The organism is Porphyromonas sp. HMSC065F10, from assembly GCF_001808555.1.
GTDB lineage: Bacteria > Bacteroidota > Bacteroidia > Bacteroidales > Porphyromonadaceae > Porphyromonas_A.
The window spans coordinates 127,934-144,672 of sequence record NZ_KV793752.1; the positions used below are offsets into that span (position 1 = coordinate 127,934).

The window sequence follows — 16,739 nt, forward strand, 5'->3', positions numbered from 1 at the left end:
GATATTAGTCTTCTCTAATATCGGTATTAGATAAACGCCTCCATAAGGGCGGTCAGGATGGACGATTGAATCGGGCTTTTTCGCTCCGCATAGATTGCCTCCTCGTAGGCAATCATCGGGCCGTCAGGAAGCGTGGATCAATGACGTGTGCCTACTCATAGGGACCAACTCCCTGTGAGCACACGACTGCTCTCTGCAAAATTGCTTAGCGATCCACCAGCGGCGGATTATTTGCTACCTTTGTAGTCAGATAGTAGTGCTACGTTTGTCCAACTCTTCATAGGCTCTTTATATAGACTTCCATATATGTCAGCTAAGGGATATTGGCAGAGGGTGAAAGACTTCTTCTACAACGTCAATCCATTCTTCCTGATGACCGGACTGCTTGCCGTAATGCTTGTGGTCCCTGGTCAGCATAGTATTTGGTCTCAGATCAAGACCTCCCGACAGCTCAAGGAGAAGCAGGAGGAGTATCAGTATTACAAGGATGAGATCAAGAAGTCTCAGAAGCACCTTGATGAGATCAAGTACAAGCGTGATATGCTTGAGAAGTATGCAAGAGAGCGCTATCTGATGAAGGAGGAGGACGAAGATCTCTACTTGCTCACAGACCCGGACAAGAAGTAATGACAGACCTACAGAGAGGCGGTCAGAAGGGACCGCACAAGAGCATCAGCAATACACTCTATCCGGCCGGCTTGATAGCCTGCGCCCTCGGAGCCATTCTCCATATTTGGCTTCCCCAGGTGGGCGGATGGACGCTCTTTGCGGGCGGGCTCTTGATCATCATCAGTCATATTGTTGATGCGCGTCAAGTGAGTTCTCTCGGGGTACGTGCCAAGCGGCTGATGCGGATGAACTTCCTCGGTGCTGCTATGTATATGATCGCCGGAGGCTCCGCTGTAGAGGGTAAGAGTATGTGGATCCTCTTCTTCGTGATCGGTACGGTCTTCGTCGCCTACACTTTTTTTGCCCTCAGTCACACAGATAAGAAAACTGAACTATGACGCGACAGCTTGTCATCATACCTACCTATAATGAGATAGAGAATATCCGTGCCATCACGGCCGCAGTGCTGGAGCTGAGTGATCCCTCCTTTGACATCCTCGTCGTGGACGACGGTTCGCCCGACGGCACCGGGGCCGAGGTGACCAAGATCGCTGAGGAGCAGCCGGGACGGGTCTTCCTGCTCAGTCGCAGTGGTAAGCAAGGGCTCGGGACTGCCTATATTGCCGGCTTCAAGTGGGCTCTTGAGCACGAGTACGACTACATCCTGGAGATGGATGCCGACTTTAGCCACGATCCCAAGTCCCTACCCAAGCTCTACGAGGCGTGTCACAGTGGTGGAGCTGACGTGGCGGTGGGGTCAAGATATCTGACCGGAATCAATGTGGTCAATTGGCCTCTCGGTCGTGTGCTGATGAGCTATTTCGCCTCCCTCTATGTCCGTACGATCACTGGCATGAGGGTCTACGATGCCACGGCAGGCTTTGTCTGCTACCGAGCCGAGGTGCTTCGGACGATCGACCTGGATAAGATCCACTTCAAGGGGTACGCCTTCCAGATCGAGATGAAGTATACAGCGACGCTCTGTGGCTTCAAGATACAGGAGGTGCCGATCATCTTTGTGAATAGGAGACTAGGCGTCAGCAAGATGAGCTCAAGTATCTTTGGCGAAGCTTTCTTCGGTGTACTGAAGATGCGCTACTGGTCTCTCACCCATAAGATACCCAAGACAACAGGATATGAGACGAGAAGAGAAGAGACTACTGATCCACAACGCTGAGATCGTCAACGAGGACGAGTCTTTCCGTGGATCGGTCCTGATCACCGGGGAGCGTATCACGGAGATCATCCGAGACGGGGAGCCCCTACCCTCAGCCGATGAGGTCCTTGAGGCAGATGGACTCCTCTGCCTCCCGGGGGTGATCGACATGCATGTCCACTTCCGGGAGCCGGGGCTGACCGCCAAAGGCTCCATCACATCAGAGAGTGGTGCCGCCCTGCTGGGAGGGGTCACCTCCTATGCTGAGATGCCCAATACCCTCCCTCAGACCACCACGATAGAGACATGGGAGGACAAAATGAGACGCGCCGAGGAGGAGTCGATGGGGAATTACTCCTTTATGTTCGGCGCTACGAATGAGAATGTCGACCTACTCGCAAGGCTTGATCTGAAGCACACTCCCGGGGTAAAGGTCTTTATGGGCTCCAGTACCGGCAATATGCTGGTCGACTCTCCGGAGACTCTCTGGAGGATCTTTGCGGAGTGTCCCACACTGATCTGCATCCATAGCGAGGATGAGGGAATCATCCGAGCCAATAAGGCGAAGTATACTGCACTATACGGAGACGACCCGGAGGTAAAGTTTCATCCCCTCATTAGGAGTCGAGAGGCTTGCTATGAGTGTAGCAGGCGAGCTGTCGCCATGGCTGAGGAGACAGGGGCAAGACTTCACATTCTCCACCTCTCCACAGAGGACGAGCTGTCATTGCTGAAGCCTCGCACAGCAGAGGGATTCAGGAGCAAGAGGATCACCGGGGAGGTCTGCGTGCACTACCTCTGGTTTACCGATAAGGACTACGAGCGACTTGGGGCAAGGGTAAAGTGGAATCCCGCCATCAAGACTGAGCGCGACCGAGATGCTCTGAGAGCCGCCATCAATAGCGGTCTCATCGATGTAGTTTCGACAGACCACTCACCCCACCTGCCGGAAGAGAAGGTGGGCGGTGCTCTGGGAGCAAAGAGCGGCGGACCGCTGGTGCAGTTTTCCCTCCCCCTTATGCTGGAGCTAGTCCGTGAGGGGATATTCCCGATCGAGCGGGTAGTGGAGTATATGGCGCATAATCCTGCCCTACTCTATGGCATTGAGGAGCGAGGGTTTATACGTAAGGGCTACTACGCAGACTTAGTGCTGGTAGACCCCCACAAGAGTACTACGGTGACAAAGGAGGTGATCCGAAGCAAGTGTGGCTGGAGTCCCTTTGAGGGAGAGACCTTCCACAGCAGCGTTGTCGGGACGATACTTAATGGAGCTCCGGTGGTGCGAGGAGGAGTGCTGGATGAGGCGCTTGCCCTCCGCTCAAAGAGAGCACTCACCTTTGGCAATCGACTTCCGAGATGAGCAGGAGCAGCCTTTTTCCCATCCTTGCTACCTGCTGCCTTTTGCTCCTTGGGGAGGGAAGAGCACTGGGACAGATAGACATCGACAAGCAACTCCGGGATCGTATCATCGCCCCCGACTCGCTGCTCAATGACGACACTGATGCCGATCGGCATGGGACGCTTGAGAGCTACTACCTGACCGGTCGCACGGGAGACCTAAGGCCGGCTCCTATTGATACCCTCAAGCTCAATTCTTTCAGACGAGAGCACATTGAGGGAAGGAGCATCGTGGAGAGCTACTTAGGCACCTATGCAGGGCCCTATCAGTCCAAGGTCTACTTCGACCAGCCGATTGACCAGTGGGGAGACTTTTACTACCTGGCGCCCTACTTTCACCTCCTCCGGCGAGGAACCATGGCGAGATACTTCGACACCAAGGTGCCCTACACTTATCTTAGCGTGCAGAAGCTGGGCGGATCAAACGAGCTGGAGCAACTCCTACATGCCCTCTTTACCACCAACTTGGGTCCCAATGTCAATCTCGGTGGGGAAGCGGAGATAGACAAAGCCAATGGCGTGTACAATAATACCGCCTCCCAAGCGCTCACCTACCGAATCTTTGGCTCCTACACCAAGGGGCGATATGAGATCTTTGCCGAGGTGGGGAATACCAACGTCATCAATCAGGAGAATGGCGGTATCACCGACATGAGGTATATCTCCAATGTGGAGGAGATAGCCGGTGGACGACGCACACTGCTGCCTCGCGACATCCCGACCCGATATAAGTCTACGTGGAACTCCGCCTCCTATGGTCGCGGACGGCTTCACCACAGGTACCGCCTCGGACGCTACCGCGAGTACGACAAGGATGGGAAGCTAGTCGAAGCCCCAAAGACTACACTAAAGGACGAGGTAGCCAAGCAGGACTCGCTACCGACAGCACCGGAAGTGACTTCCAAACCCGACTCCCTTGCAGTACCAACAGAGGCGCCTAAAGAGCAGAAGATACTTAGGAGAAGCACACCACCGAAGGATAAGGGAGACGAAGACAACAACGAGGAGAAGGACGAAGTGGTGAAGAAGATCTTTGTCCCTGTCACCTCAATCTTCCATGACTTGACGATAGAGCGAGGCAGTCACGAGTTTGTCTCACAAGACCCTGCTCTGCTTAGTCGATTCAAGGAGAAATTCATCCCCAAGCAGGAGGGGATGAAGTACTATCCTTACGACCGCTTCAGCAGCGCTACCATATCAAATACCGTGGGCGTAGAGCTAATGGAGGGCTTCCACAAGTGGGCGAAGATGGGCATCAGCGCCTTTGCCTCCTTTGACTACCAGATCAATAAGCAACCACTCATCCTACCGGAGGATGCTGAGCGACTGGACCTCCCTTACGAGGAGCAGGGGGCTAAGCTGCACTCTACCCTCGTCGGTGGGAGGATCAAGAGCGACTCCTTTAAGCACCTGAAGTGGTATGTGCAGGGACAAGTAGGCATCGAGGGCTATCGCGCTGGTGAGATCGATGTGAGGGGTAACGTGGATCTGAGGATGAAGCTCTTCAAGAGGGACGTGATCCTGAGTGGAAATGGACTTTTCCTCAATACGGTACCGCCCTACTTCTTGGAGCACTTCAAGAGTACATTCCACGCTTGGGATAGAGAGCTAAGGAATACTCAGCGCCTGAGACTCGGGGCTGACCTTACTATCCCTGCGACAGAGTCCCATCTCTTTGTACGTGCAGAGACGATCCAGCAGCCCTACCAGGTCGACTCTGTTTCCTATCAGCCGATCCAGCATGAGGGCAACGTCAGAGTGATCAGTGCAGGCTTTGACCAAGCACTGCGGTGGAGGTTTGTCAATCTCGAGACCTCATTCGTCTGGCAGAGCAGCAGCGACAGCTACGTGATCCCGATGCCGGAGTTTGCTGCGTATGCCAATCTCTACTTCAGCGGACTCATCGCCAAGGTGATGACCCTACAGGTGGGTGTGGATGCCAAGTGGCACAGCAGCTACACAGCACCCTACTATGAGCCGACGACGCAGATGTTTACGCCGCAGGATAAGATCCTTATCGGCGGGGATGCTCCTATGATGACAGCGTATGCCAATTTTCATCTCAAGCGAGCACGCGTCTTCGTGAGATACTACAATGTCGGTGCACAGGTATTTAAGCCCAATCACTTCACTATGCCCTACTATCCCACCTACCCTCCTCAGGTGCAGTTTGGTGTGGTTGTGGACCTGAAGAATTGACACCAGAGTATGAAGTTCAGTAGATCCTATGCCTCCTTGATCGCGGCTCTCGCGGTGATCCTCGGGGTACTCCTTTTTATCGTACTTCGCCCTGGTACTTCCCCTCGGGAGACTCTTGGTCCGATCGAGAGGATGGCACAGGTCCCCACGGGAGATAGTCTTCATCCACTACGGATAGCGGTGGTAATGGAGCCGGGACTCTTTGAGATCGATGACGAGGGTGAGATCTCGGGGAGGCTGCCTGAGGTGGCAGACAGGTTGCTGACCGGCATCAGCTATATATGGGTGCCGGTATCAGAGAAGAGCCTCGGAACAGACTTGCTGAGGGAGAAGAGGGTCGATATCCTCGCCACTCAGCAAGCCTCTACAGATCTATCGGAGAGCTCCGACCTCCTCACGACAGACCCTATCAGCAGCTCGCACTATGCACTGATGAGTCTGCAGGATAGTCTCTCCTGGGGCGATGTGCTGAGTGGTCCCAGTCCGGTGGAGGTCTACTACTCTACCGAGGATAAGGAGGCGCGGCTGATCCTACAAAACCTCCACGACATCTCCTATACGGCCATCCGACCAAGCGAGATCGATCTGCCGCCTCTCGAGATGATGCTGGAGATGGTGAAAGGGAAGATCTACTTCGCAGTAGTGAAGCATAACCTCGCCCAAGAGATGGCAGAGCGCTTTCCGCAGATCCGCGTGGTTACGGACATATCGCTGGAGGCACCCCAGGTATGGCTCATCAGGTCTGATGCAGAGAGCCTGAGAGATACCCTCAATCAGAGGATCCGCAAGACAGATACGACAGAATAATAGTACGTAAGATAGAAATATGACCAACCAAGAGTCACAGATAGACTCCTTTTATGACTTTGGGCTCCACCCTGATGTCGAGGATGCGGTGGAGACGATGAACTATGGTAAGCCCTCTCCGGTACAGGCAGCAACGATTCCCCTAATTATGGATGGTGAGGATATTATCGCATGTGCCCAGACCGGTACCGGCAAGACTGCTGCCTATCTCCTCCCGGTGCTGAGCGAATTAGCCTACGGGGATTACCCAAAGGATCACGTCAATTGCGTCATTATGGCGCCGACGAGAGAGCTGGCGCAGCAGATCGACCGTCAGATTGATGGCTTTGCCTACTACGTGAAGGTCAATGCTCAGCCGATCTACGGAGGGACCGATGGCATAGAGTATGAGCAGCAGCGCAGAGCGCTGGCCAAGGGGGCCGATATCATCGTAGCCACCCCGGGGCGTCTGCTGTCCCATATTGATATGAACTCAGTCGACCTCTCTCAGGTGAGTTTCTTCATCCTGGATGAGGCTGACCGGATGCTGGATATGGGCTTCTCTGAGGATATACTCAAGATCCAGTCCCTCTTGCCCAAGAAAGGCGTGCAGACCGTGATGTTCTCTGCCACTATGCCGGAGCAGATCCGAACCTTTGCCCGCAAGATTATGCGTCGGCCAAAGGAGGTCAATATCGCCATCTCACGTCCCCCGGAGAGCATCAGCCAGTCCGCTTTCATAGTGTCCGATGACGACAAGCTGTCACTACTGGTATCGATACTCAATGAGCGGCGACCGGAGAGGTGCATCGTCTTCCTCGCAGCTAAGAAGAGGGTCAAGGAGGCCGCTCGTATGCTACGTATGCAGGGACACTCGGTAGAGCAGATGCACTCCGACCTAAGCCAAGAGGAGCGCAATGAGGTGATGCACCGATTCCGAAATGGACATGCCAGCGTCATCGTGGCTACCGACATCCTCTCGCGCGGCATTGACATTGATAATATTGAGCTGATCATCAACTTTGACGTGCCATCCGACCCAGAGGACTATGTCCACCGCATTGGTCGCACATCGCGCGGAGACAACTTGGGAGGCTCAGCAGTCACCTTTGTCTCCACGAGGGATAAGGACTCATTTGCCAGGATTGAGAAGTTCCTCGGCTACAAGCTGCAGCGCCCGGCCTTCCCGGCAGACTTTAAGCCCGGTAAGCCACGCTCCTCAGAGGATAGAGGAAAGAGTCACTCCGGCAGACGAGGAGGATCCTCGCGTGGTCGAGGTGGCAGAAGACCCGGTAACCGACCTAAGAAATAAGACCAAATGAAGATAGACTTTGCTAAAGAAGACCTCACCAAGCTACAGGACTTCCTCTCCGTACCACGCCGTATCACACTCCTGGGGCACGTCTCTCCGGATGGTGATGCTGTAGGCTCCACACTCGGCTTTACTTCATTACTTGGGACCTTAGGCCACTCCGCCACGGTTGTCTACCCGACAGCTTACTCGGATAGCTTTGTCTTCCTGCCTGGGGCATCGGAGGCACTGATTGCTAAGAATAAGCCCGAGGAGGCCCTCCGGGCGATACGTGAGGCGGAGGGGCTCTTCTGCCTTGACTTCAATGAGACAAAGCGTGTTGAGCAACTGGCCGCCCCTCTGGAGGAGTCAGAAGCGCTCAAGCTTCTGATCGATCACCATCCCTACCCCTCCGACTTTGCAGACCTCTCTTTCTCCTATCCCGACAGATCCTCCACCTGCCTGATTGTCTATGAGCTGATCCGTGCGATGGGATGGAGAGACCGGCTGTCCACGGAAGCAGCCACGGCTATTTATACCGGTATGATGACTGACACGGGGAACTTTGCCTACAACTCCGAGGACCCCGAGATCTATCAGGTCATCTCAGAGTTGCTTGAGCTGGGGGTGCGTAAGGATGCCGTCTACGATGCAATCAACAGGAGCTTTACCATCGATAAGCTGCGCCTCACAGCGCACTTGATGGCTGATAAGCTCACCTTTTTCCCTCAGTACAAGACTGCCATCATCACCCTAAGTATGGCAGATAAGGGAAAGTACAATTACCAGACCGGTGACGTGGAAGGGTTGGTGAATGATCCCCTCGCAGCTAAGGAGATCGAGTTCTCGATCCTGATCCATGAGATGCCGAAGTACACCAAGATCTCAATGCGAAGCAAGGGGAGCTTTGCCGTAAACGACTTTGCCTCCAAGTTCTTCAACGGTGGTGGGCATACCAATGCGGCTGGGGCTGAAGTCTGCGACACCTTATCCAATACCTATAAGCTGGTCGAGACAGCAGTACGAATACTCCATCCCTGATGATCCCTTCACTCTTCCCCGGGGGGATACTGCCTAAGGGCGATCTCCCGATCATTGCCGGTCCCTGTAGCATTGAGTCTCAGGGACAGATCTATGAGACCATGCGCCGACTCAAGGAGTGTGGGATCGGGGTGGTCCGTGCCGGTGCCTGGAAGCCTCGGACACGACCGGGTGCCTTCGAGGGTGTCGGGGAGATCGGACTACGCTGGATGCGTGAGGCCGCTGACCAGCTGGGGCTCAAAGTGGGAACTGAGGTTTGCCTACCGGAGCATGCACGGATAGCACTTAGGTATAAGTGTGACTTCGTCTGGCTCGGTGCCCGTACTACAGGATCCCCCTTTGTGGTGGAGGAGATAGCAAAGGTCCTTGATGGTAGTGATCTGACCGTACTGGTCAAGAATCCCATAGCGCCAGACTTCCAGCTGTGGCAAGGGGCGGTCGAGCGACTACAACGCCATCACTTGATAAGGATAGGACTGATCCTGAGAGGATTCACCACTGTGGCGGGTGGGCTCCTCCGTAACGACCCCTTGTGGGAGGCGGGAGATGACTTTAAGTCTCACAATCCTGAGCTCCCGATCCTCTGTGACCCGAGTCACATCTCTGGAGACCGTCGTCTACTGAGAGAGATCGTTGAGGAGGCGCTGCGCAGAGACTACGATGGACTCTTCATCGAGAGTCACTACCACCCGGAGACGGCCCTGACAGATGCAGCTCAACAGATTATCCCTGAGGAGATAAGCACTCTCCTTCACGGTGAGTCCACCCATGGTGACTGCGCCCTCACTGCTTACAGGGAGCAGGTAGATAAGGTTGACAGTGACCTCATCCATCTCCTCTCTATGAGATCCGAATTGACCACAGAGATAGGTGCGTGGAAGGCAACTCATCACCTCACGCCCCTACAGTCAGCACGGCTTGAGAGTATGATCTATCACTACAGGCGTCAGGCAGAGCTGTATGGGATATCACCAGACATGGTGGAGGACCTCTTCCGCATCATCCACGACTACTCTCTCACCGATCAGATCAAGCGACTAAAGAATGAAAATCACTCAGACAAGGATTGATCTCACTAACCTCCTCTTCCGTGCCGGTCATGGTGTGGAGGAGAGGGAAAAAGTGGCAGGTAATACCTACAGCGTCTCCCTCTCTGTCTGGCCTACAGAGCACTCCGCCATGATGAGTGACAACGTGGGAGAGACGATAAGCTACGCAGATCTCTATGATCTCGTTAGGCGTGTGATGACTGAGGAGCGCCCCTCTGACCTCTTAGAGCATGTGGCCTACAGGATCCTGCAGGAGCTGGAGGCTGCACCACACTCAATCAATCGGGCCTCCGTCTCGATCACCAAGGTCCAGCCCCCGATCAAGGGTTTCCGCGGGGATGGCGCTACCTTCTCAGCCGAAGCATCCTTTTGACGATGCCTCGCGTCTCGATTGTCATACCGGTGTACAATACTTCTCGATTTCTCGAGGAGTGCCTCAGGAGTGTCCTTCGTCAGGACTTCACTGACTGGCAGGTCATCCTCGTTGACGATGGCTCCACCGATGGCAGCGGGACGATCTGCGACCAATACGCAGCGACCGACCCTCGGATAGAGGTGCTGCACCAGCCCAATCAAGGGCTGAGCGCTGCGCGAAATAATGGTCTGGCAAGAGCTCAGGGCGAGTTTGTCCTCTTCTTAGACAGCGACGACTTTTGGCTACGGCAGGATACGCTCACCACGCTTCTTGACGCTATGGATAGCCATCCGAAGTGCGACTTTATCGGATTTAATTGGGTCTACTACTTCTCTAAGGAAAAGCAGAGACGCTGGAGGGACTTCGGCAACTACGTCCCGGAGGTTGTCAGCGGTGAGGAGGCGCTGAGGAGCATCCTTCGCTCAGGAGACACCCCCATGAGTGCCTGCATCAAGATCATCCGTCGAGACTTCCTCATCGAGAGTAAGCTGTCCTTTATTCCGGGGATCACCTCAGAGGATATCCCGTGGTTTATGCGCCTTCTCTGTCACGCAAAAGGCTGTCTCTTCCTTCACGACTACCTCTATGGCTACCGACAGGAGGTGGACGGCTCGATCACGAGGGAGTACTCCCAAAGACGCTTTCACGACCTCGTCTTCATCATTGAGGATGGTCTTCGGCTCACCGATAGCCAGCCCTCGCAGGGGATGAGAGAGGCACTTCTCTCCTTCTATGCTACAGAGTACTGCATCCTGCTCAGCCACATGAATGTACTTACCAAGGAGGAAAGACAGAGCATGGAGCCCTGGATGCGGAAGCACCAGTACCTCCTGAGGTGCGACCAAAGTCCCAAGGTGCGACTCGCTAACAGAGCTTGGCGGTTAACCGGGCTGAAGGGTCTCGAGCTGCTCCTCCGCCTCCGTAATATGCTGGTCCGTCAGTAATAGCACATCACGAGATGATCCTGAAACACCTTTCGCTCACCAACTTCAAGAATATAGAGAGCTGCGACCTGACCTTCTCCGATAAGCTCAATTGCATCATCGGCAATAACGGCATGGGGAAGACAAACCTCATGGACAGCATCTACTATCTCTCCTTCACCAAGTCGCACCTCCATGTGCCTGACCAGATGGTGATCCGGAAGGGTGAGACCTATGCTATTCTCCAAGGAGGCTACCGAGTGGGTGAGGACGAGGTGTCGATCAATATCGGTGTCACCACTGAGAAACCCAAGGTGATCAAGCGGAATCGCAAGCGATACGACCGCATCACCGATCACATAGGGCAGCTTCCGGTCGTGATGATCGCTCCCTCCGACATAGACCTGATACGAGGCGGCAGCGTGGAGCGGCGAAAATTCATGAACCAGCTCATCTCCCAAGAGTCCAATCCGTACCTCACATCTGTGATGCACTACGACAAGCTCCTCGGGCAACGTAATGCTCTCCTAAAGAATAAAGGCTTCCTTGACCTCCCAACCCTCAATATCCTGGACCACCAGATGGCCGGTGAGGCGGAGACAATCGTCAGGCACAGAGCCGACTGGACTGAGCGGATGAAGCCTATCTTCCTCTCCTACTACAGCTACATCACGGAGTCAAGGGATATGGTAGACATCAGGTATCAGCCCTCACTCACGACAGATCACCTGCCCTCAGCTGAGGACTTTATGGAGGCTTGGCAGGCGACCCGACAGGCAGACCTCTATATGGGCTATACCACTGTCGGGCCCCACAAGGACGACCTAGAGATGCTTCTGGAGGAGACTCTGATCCGAAAGATCGGCTCCCAGGGTCAGTGCAAGAGCTATATGATTGCGCTCAAGTTTGCACAGTTCAAGATCCTCTCCACACTCTACCCCAATAATAGTCCGATCCTGCTACTGGACGATGTCTTTGACAAGCTTGACGAGGAGAGGGTAGACAGGATCGTCCACCTCGTGGCCGGGGATGACTTCGGGCAGATCTTTATGACTGATACCAATAGGAAATACCTGGATCAGATCATCGCCCAGCTACCGGACACGGAGTACACCATCGTCCGGGTGGAGGACGGGGTCTCTACAGTAATCTGAGAAGGTTATGCGCATCTATAGGTCGGAGACACTGGGCAAGATACTGAAAGAGATGAGAGAGGGAAATAAGCCCTCCCTCTTCACCGACCTTGAGCGACATCGGGCATTCCTCGAGCAGTGGCAGTCTCTGCCGGGGATCAGGCTGCACCGGATCCGACCTGTCTTTACCTTTGACGAGAGCAAGTCCACCGTAGTCGTCCACTGCTCATCCAGTGTAGCGCTGAATCTCCTTCGTCGAGAGCGCCCCATCATTGAGCAGCACTTCCGACCGCTGATGGATCGGTACAAGCTTGACACCCTCTCGATAGTCCTCCGGGACAGCAGCCAAGAGTAGAGAGACCATCTATACAAGTCTCTATTACTCAGACTATAGCTGATCACTAAGCAGAGCAAGGAAGGATAGCGTAGCACCCCATCCCTCTGGCGTAATTCTTTTACCGATATTAGTGACGACTAATACCGATAAAAGATTTCTCTAATACCGGTAAAAGGTTGCGTGCTGACTCTGATGCGATTGCCCAATAACGACTGACCCATGGGCGCTCTTTGTAGCGGAAATGAGCTACCTTTGCGACCAAATCAGCATATCGAATGACAGAGATCGCAAAGAAAAGACATCAGACAGCAGAGGGCTACACAGCTGCCCTTCTATCAGCTTTTACATTCGGACTCATCCCTCTCTTCAGCGTGCCGCTCCTCGCAGACGGGCTGCCCACCTCCACGGTCCTCATGTACCGATTCCTCTTTGCCACCCTGGCGATGAGCATCTATGTACTTGTCCGTGGGTCATCCCTCCACATCACGAGACAGCAGTTCGTCTGGCTACTCCTCCTCAGCTTCCTTTACTTTGCCACGGCACACCTGCTCCTCACCGGATACGAGTTTATCTCCTCCGGTATGGCCACGGTACTCCACTTCACCTACCCCATTTTCGTCGCCCTCCTTATGCTGCTGATCTTCCGTGTCCGGCTCAGCAAGAGAGGCATGATGGCGATCATGGCAGCTGTGGCCGGGGTCTCTCTCGTCAGTGGGGTCACCTCCTCAGAGCCCATCAACCCCGAGGGACCTGCCCTGGTGATCACAAGTGGATTCCTATACGCTGTCTACATCATCACGGTCAATAAGAGCGTGGCCCGGACGCTGAGCCACGAGGCGCTGACCTTCTACATCCTGCTGATCACCACTGTCTTCCTATCCCTCTACTGCATTGCGGACGACAAGATGGTGCTACCTGCCTCGGCGATGGATTGGACCAACTTAGTGCTGCTGGGTGTCCTATCCACCACAATCTCCAATATCACACTGGTCAAGGCAATCGACCTCATCGGCTCCACACCGACCGCAGTGATGGGTGCGCTGGAGCCCATGACGGCCGTTATGGTCGGGGTGATTGCCTTTGGCGAAGTGCTGACCCCGATCCGTATCCTCGGGATACTGATGATCCTCGTGGCAGTGGTGCTCCTGACCACAGATAAGAGCAAGTAAAATAGTACCTTTGCCCGAAGCTGTCACCGAAGGGATGACGGGCTCACTATTAGGACTGCATGAAGGCTAACGGTCACCACTATCTCTCCTATCCTTACCGCACGTGGATCACACTGTCGATCCTCGTGGGGTTTCTCGTCACCGGTTGCGGTGTCCATCGGCGGAGCATCACCCCTGAGGATGTGGCAAAGGTGGCAGCAGCAAGGGACTCCCTCCCGGCAAGGGAGGAGACCCCCACAGTAGCCACAGACTCCCTACCGACAGGCTCCGTGGAGACGGTAAAAGCACTGAGAGACAGCCTCGACCAAAGTATAGCAACATCTGACTCCCTCTCGGAGGAGGGGCGTAGAGCGGAGTCCGTGGACAGCATCCCTACGGATAGTCTCCGGAAGGACAGTGTCGTGCCAGACAGTCTGCTGAGTGAGCTCAAGGCTCCGATGGACTTCACCTCCAATGACTCTATTGCGATCTACCCCAAGCGCAATATCGTGCGTATGTACGGTGAGGGGACGATCAACTACGGAGACAATAAGATCACGGGAGACTTTATGGAGATGAAGACCGACTCAGGGACAATATTCTCCACCTACATCGACTACCCCGACTCACTCAAGAAAGAGCGCCACTACGCTAAGATCACCACAGGTCAGGACGAGTACGAGGCGAAGTCGATGCGCTACAATGTCAAGACTCAACGTGGCTACATCACTGACGTGATCACGAAGCAAGGCGAGGGCTATGTCGTAGCACAGCAGACTAAGCGGATGGAGAACTCTGACCTCTATATGAAGGACGGCAAGTACTCCACCTGCGAGAACCACGAGCACCCCCACTACTACATCGCCATGACGGAGGCTAAGGTCCGCCCTGCTAAGGATCTGGTCTCCGGACCGGTCTATCTCGTTGTGGCTGACGTACCGCTTCCGATAGGCTTGCCATTCGCCTTCTTCCCCTTTACTACGAAGCGATCATCCGGACTCCTGATGCCGACCTACGGAGAGGAGGGAGACAGAGGATTTTACCTCCGCAATGGGGGCTACTACCTGGCACTCAATGATCATGTAGACCTCGAGGTGACCGGAGATCTCTATACCAAAGGCTCCTGGGGGCTCACAGGACGCTCCACCTATCGTCGGCGCTATCGGCACAGCGGATCCGTCAACGCCTCCTACCTCAAGACGAATCGCGGAGACCGCATCGCCGGCGACTACTCCGAGAGCACCGACTTCCGCATCGCTTGGTCCCACCAGCAAGACCCGAAGGCAGATCCCTACAGGACCTTCTCTGCCAACGTCAATTTCTCCACCTCCTCGTACAACCACAACGACCTCAATGCGCTCTATAATCAGGCGATGATGGGTCAGAATACCAAGAGCTCCTCGATCAGTTTCTCGAGACGCTTCCCCAATAGCCCCTGGTCCATCACCGGATCGGTGGACATCACACAGCGCTCCCAAGATAGTACGGTAGCTGTGACGCTCCCCAACCTCTCATGGTCGGCAAGCAGGATCTTCCCCTTTAAGCGGAAAAAAGCTGTCGGTAAGGAGCGCTGGTACGAGAAGATCTCCCTCTCCTACTCCGGTCAGCTGCGAAACTCAATCACCACGAAGGAGAATCAACTCTTCAGGACCAATCTCATCAGGGACTGGCGCAATGGTGTCAGCCACTCCATACCTGTGAGTGCCTCCTTTGACCTCTTTAATTACTTTAAAGTAACCCCCTCTGTAAGCTACAACGAGCGATGGTACAGCTCCCGGGTGACTCGCGCCTATGATCCCGAGAAGAACGATATCATCCCCGTGGACACCACCTATGGCTTCAATCGAGTGTACGACTTCCGTGCCTCGCTTGCCCTCTCAACGACCGTCTACGGATTCTTTAAGCCCATGTCCTGGGTCCCTTGGGCTGGGAAGAATGTGGAGATGATTCGCCACCGTATGGAGCCCTCGATCTCGCTCAATTATCAGCCTGACTTCGCCGACCCCAAGTTTGGCTACTGGGAGCATCTGCAGTACATCAGTAGGGACGGACGCCAGCTGGATAGGTGGTACAGTCCCTACGATGGACAGCTATTCGGTGTCCCCGGTAGAGGCAAAAGCGGTAGCGTCAGTCTCTCTGTGAGCAATAACGTGGAGGCAAAGCTGGCGGCGAAGAACGATAGTGTGAAAGCTCGAAAGATCAGCCTGATCGACAACCTATCCTTCTCCACCTCCTACAACTTTGCCGCCGACTCCTTCCGGTGGAGTGACTTCCAAGCGAATATTGCCCTCCGCTTTACAAAGGACTTTACGCTGAGGCTGGGTGGCTCCTTTGACCCCTACATCTGGGACTACTACGAGTATGACGGAAAGGTAGTACCCTATCGTGTTGACAAGCTACGCATCGCTGCCGGGAAAGGGATTGGCTGGTTTAGAGGCACCTCGACAAGCTTCTCCTACAACCTTAACCCGAAGACCCTCAGCGAGCTGCTTGCCAAGGTGGGGCTGAGACGCAAGGATGAGAAGGATGAGGGCGATGACACGACTAATCCTCCCGGCACCGAGCAGCGACCACGCGGAGGATCCGGCAACTCCCCGGATGGCGGTGGCTCTCTTTTCTCCTCCGGACAGAGCGATCTTGAGTACGATCCATACGGGTACAGCAAGAATGTGATCGACTGGAATCTGGGCTTTAACTATAGCCTCACGATGGGTCAGGGTCCTTTTGACCCGCGGATCCGGGAGTTCACCTACAAGTTCTCTCAGGATCTTAGCTTCAATGGCAACCTGAGCGTGACGAAGAATTGGCACTTCAACTTCTCCGCCAACTATAATTTTCAGCTCAATAAGATCACCAACATGTCGTGCAACCTGCAGCGTGACCTCCACTGCTGGTCGATGCGCGCCAGCTTCATCCCAGTGGGCCCCTACAAGTCATACAACTTCTCCATTGCGGTCGATGCCTCTCTCCTCCAAGACCTGAAGTATCAGGAGAGCAGCCATCCACAGCGTACCAACCCCTGGTACTACTGATCCACAGGGGTACAGGATAACAGCGCTGACTTGCCCAAGAGCGGTCCCGACATCATCTGCCGGAGCCGCTCTTAATCGTGCAGGAGGTTAGTCAAGACTTTATGAACGACCTTGGTACCTTTCGTATCAGCATGGGACATATAGCTATACTAAGCTGTACCTTTTTCCACGCTCTAAGCCGGTAAATGTGGGCGTATAGGTCAAAATGGTGGGTGAAACAGC

At 54.4% G+C, this 16,739-nt stretch carries 15 protein-coding genes; all 15 read left to right on the forward strand.

The features are described from left to right. Window positions 1-306: 306 nt before the first annotated feature. The 15 genes from HMPREF2890_RS01950 to HMPREF2890_RS02020 all read left to right on the forward strand — a co-directional run bounded on the left by HMPREF2890_RS01950 (window position 307) and on the right by HMPREF2890_RS02020 (window position 16,517). The gene (locus HMPREF2890_RS01950; protein ID WP_070464502.1) at window positions 307-627 is read left to right on the forward strand and encodes an FtsB family cell division protein; all 321 of its coding nucleotides are present in this window, start codon (window positions 307-309) and stop codon (window positions 625-627) included. Then, window positions 627-1,007, forward strand: a complete 381-nt coding sequence (locus tag HMPREF2890_RS01955) for a hypothetical protein (protein ID WP_070464504.1) — start codon at window positions 627-629, stop codon at window positions 1,005-1,007. The genes HMPREF2890_RS01950 and HMPREF2890_RS01955 overlap by 1 nt, the downstream gene beginning before the upstream one ends. Beyond that, window positions 1,004-1,786, forward strand: a complete 783-nt coding sequence (locus HMPREF2890_RS01960; RefSeq protein ID WP_070464506.1) for a polyprenol monophosphomannose synthase — start codon at window positions 1,004-1,006, stop codon at window positions 1,784-1,786. Before HMPREF2890_RS01955 ends, HMPREF2890_RS01960 begins: the two co-directional genes overlap by 4 nt. Further along, window positions 1,746-3,125 (forward strand): dihydroorotase, encoded by a 1,380-nt coding sequence (locus HMPREF2890_RS01965; RefSeq protein ID WP_070464508.1) that lies wholly within the window; start codon window positions 1,746-1,748, stop codon window positions 3,123-3,125. Before HMPREF2890_RS01960 ends, HMPREF2890_RS01965 begins: the two co-directional genes overlap by 41 nt. Beyond that, on the forward strand, window positions 3,122-5,362 hold the full coding sequence (locus tag HMPREF2890_RS01970; RefSeq protein ID WP_070464511.1) for a putative porin: 2,241 nt from the start codon (window positions 3,122-3,124) through the stop codon (window positions 5,360-5,362). The genes HMPREF2890_RS01965 and HMPREF2890_RS01970 overlap by 4 nt, the downstream gene beginning before the upstream one ends. Before the next feature lie 9 nt (window positions 5,363-5,371). Continuing rightward, window positions 5,372-6,169 (forward strand): type 2 periplasmic-binding domain-containing protein, encoded by a 798-nt coding sequence (locus HMPREF2890_RS01975; protein ID WP_070464514.1) that lies wholly within the window; start codon window positions 5,372-5,374, stop codon window positions 6,167-6,169. A gap of 19 nt (window positions 6,170-6,188) precedes the next feature. Beyond that, entirely contained in the window at window positions 6,189-7,460 is a 1,272-nt protein-coding gene (locus tag HMPREF2890_RS01980) for a DEAD/DEAH box helicase (protein WP_070464518.1), read from the forward strand. A gap of 6 nt (window positions 7,461-7,466) precedes the next feature. Then, window positions 7,467-8,480 (forward strand): DHH family phosphoesterase, encoded by a 1,014-nt coding sequence (locus tag HMPREF2890_RS01985; RefSeq protein WP_070464521.1) that lies wholly within the window; start codon window positions 7,467-7,469, stop codon window positions 8,478-8,480. Continuing rightward, window positions 8,480-9,550: a bifunctional 3-deoxy-7-phosphoheptulonate synthase/chorismate mutase type II gene (locus HMPREF2890_RS01990; RefSeq protein WP_083289737.1), complete on the forward strand. Its 1,071-nt coding sequence runs from the start codon at window positions 8,480-8,482 to the stop codon at window positions 9,548-9,550. The genes HMPREF2890_RS01985 and HMPREF2890_RS01990 overlap by 1 nt, the downstream gene beginning before the upstream one ends. Then, window positions 9,525-9,902, forward strand: a complete 378-nt coding sequence (gene folB, locus HMPREF2890_RS01995; protein ID WP_070464526.1) for a dihydroneopterin aldolase — start codon at window positions 9,525-9,527, stop codon at window positions 9,900-9,902. Before HMPREF2890_RS01990 ends, folB begins: the two co-directional genes overlap by 26 nt. Before the next feature lie 2 nt (window positions 9,903-9,904). Continuing rightward, window positions 9,905-10,888: a glycosyltransferase family 2 protein gene (locus HMPREF2890_RS02000; RefSeq protein WP_083289738.1), complete on the forward strand. Its 984-nt coding sequence runs from the start codon at window positions 9,905-9,907 to the stop codon at window positions 10,886-10,888. Window positions 10,889-10,902: 14 nt separating this feature from the next. Continuing rightward, window positions 10,903-12,021, forward strand: coding sequence for a DNA replication/repair protein RecF (locus HMPREF2890_RS02005; protein ID WP_070464533.1), 1,119 nt, complete (start codon window positions 10,903-10,905; stop codon window positions 12,019-12,021). Window positions 12,022-12,028: 7 nt separating this feature from the next. Continuing rightward, window positions 12,029-12,355 (forward strand): hypothetical protein, encoded by a 327-nt coding sequence (locus HMPREF2890_RS02010; protein ID WP_070464536.1) that lies wholly within the window; start codon window positions 12,029-12,031, stop codon window positions 12,353-12,355. 257 nt (window positions 12,356-12,612) lie between these two features. Beyond that, a complete protein-coding gene (locus HMPREF2890_RS02015; RefSeq protein ID WP_070464539.1) occupies window positions 12,613-13,506 on the forward strand; it encodes a DMT family transporter in 894 nt (297 codons plus the stop codon). Between the two features lie 59 nt (window positions 13,507-13,565). Continuing rightward, a complete protein-coding gene (locus tag HMPREF2890_RS02020) occupies window positions 13,566-16,517 on the forward strand; it encodes a putative LPS assembly protein LptD (protein WP_070464544.1) in 2,952 nt (983 codons plus the stop codon). The last annotated feature ends 222 nt before the right edge of the window (window positions 16,518-16,739 follow it).

Excerpts from the sequence above, each read along its gene's own strand:
- HMPREF2890_RS02020 (WP_070464544.1), top strand. The coding sequence starts at position 13,566 with ATGAAGGCTAACGGTCACCACTATCTCTCCTATCCTTACCGCACGTGG.
- HMPREF2890_RS02005 (WP_070464533.1), top strand. The coding sequence starts at position 10,903 with ATGATCCTGAAACACCTTTCGCTCACCAACTTCAAGAATATAGAGAGC.
- HMPREF2890_RS01970 (WP_070464511.1), top strand. The coding sequence starts at position 3,122 with ATGAGCAGGAGCAGCCTTTTTCCCATCCTTGCTACCTGCTGCCTTTTG.
- HMPREF2890_RS02010 (WP_070464536.1), top strand. The coding sequence starts at position 12,029 with ATGCGCATCTATAGGTCGGAGACACTGGGCAAGATACTGAAAGAGATG.
- HMPREF2890_RS01985 (WP_070464521.1), top strand. The coding sequence starts at position 7,467 with ATGAAGATAGACTTTGCTAAAGAAGACCTCACCAAGCTACAGGACTTC.
- HMPREF2890_RS01960 (WP_070464506.1), top strand. The coding sequence starts at position 1,004 with ATGACGCGACAGCTTGTCATCATACCTACCTATAATGAGATAGAGAAT.
- HMPREF2890_RS01955 (WP_070464504.1), top strand. The coding sequence starts at position 627 with ATGACAGACCTACAGAGAGGCGGTCAGAAGGGACCGCACAAGAGCATC.
- HMPREF2890_RS01950 (WP_070464502.1), top strand. The coding sequence starts at position 307 with ATGTCAGCTAAGGGATATTGGCAGAGGGTGAAAGACTTCTTCTACAAC.
- HMPREF2890_RS01975 (WP_070464514.1), top strand. The coding sequence starts at position 5,372 with ATGAAGTTCAGTAGATCCTATGCCTCCTTGATCGCGGCTCTCGCGGTG.
- HMPREF2890_RS01965 (WP_070464508.1), top strand. The coding sequence starts at position 1,746 with ATGAGACGAGAAGAGAAGAGACTACTGATCCACAACGCTGAGATCGTC.
- HMPREF2890_RS01990 (WP_083289737.1), top strand. The coding sequence starts at position 8,480 with ATGATCCCTTCACTCTTCCCCGGGGGGATACTGCCTAAGGGCGATCTC.
- HMPREF2890_RS02000 (WP_083289738.1), top strand. The coding sequence starts at position 9,905 with ATGCCTCGCGTCTCGATTGTCATACCGGTGTACAATACTTCTCGATTT.
- HMPREF2890_RS01980 (WP_070464518.1), top strand. The coding sequence starts at position 6,189 with ATGACCAACCAAGAGTCACAGATAGACTCCTTTTATGACTTTGGGCTC.
- folB (WP_070464526.1), top strand. The coding sequence starts at position 9,525 with ATGAAAATCACTCAGACAAGGATTGATCTCACTAACCTCCTCTTCCGT.
- HMPREF2890_RS02015 (WP_070464539.1), top strand. The coding sequence starts at position 12,613 with ATGACAGAGATCGCAAAGAAAAGACATCAGACAGCAGAGGGCTACACA.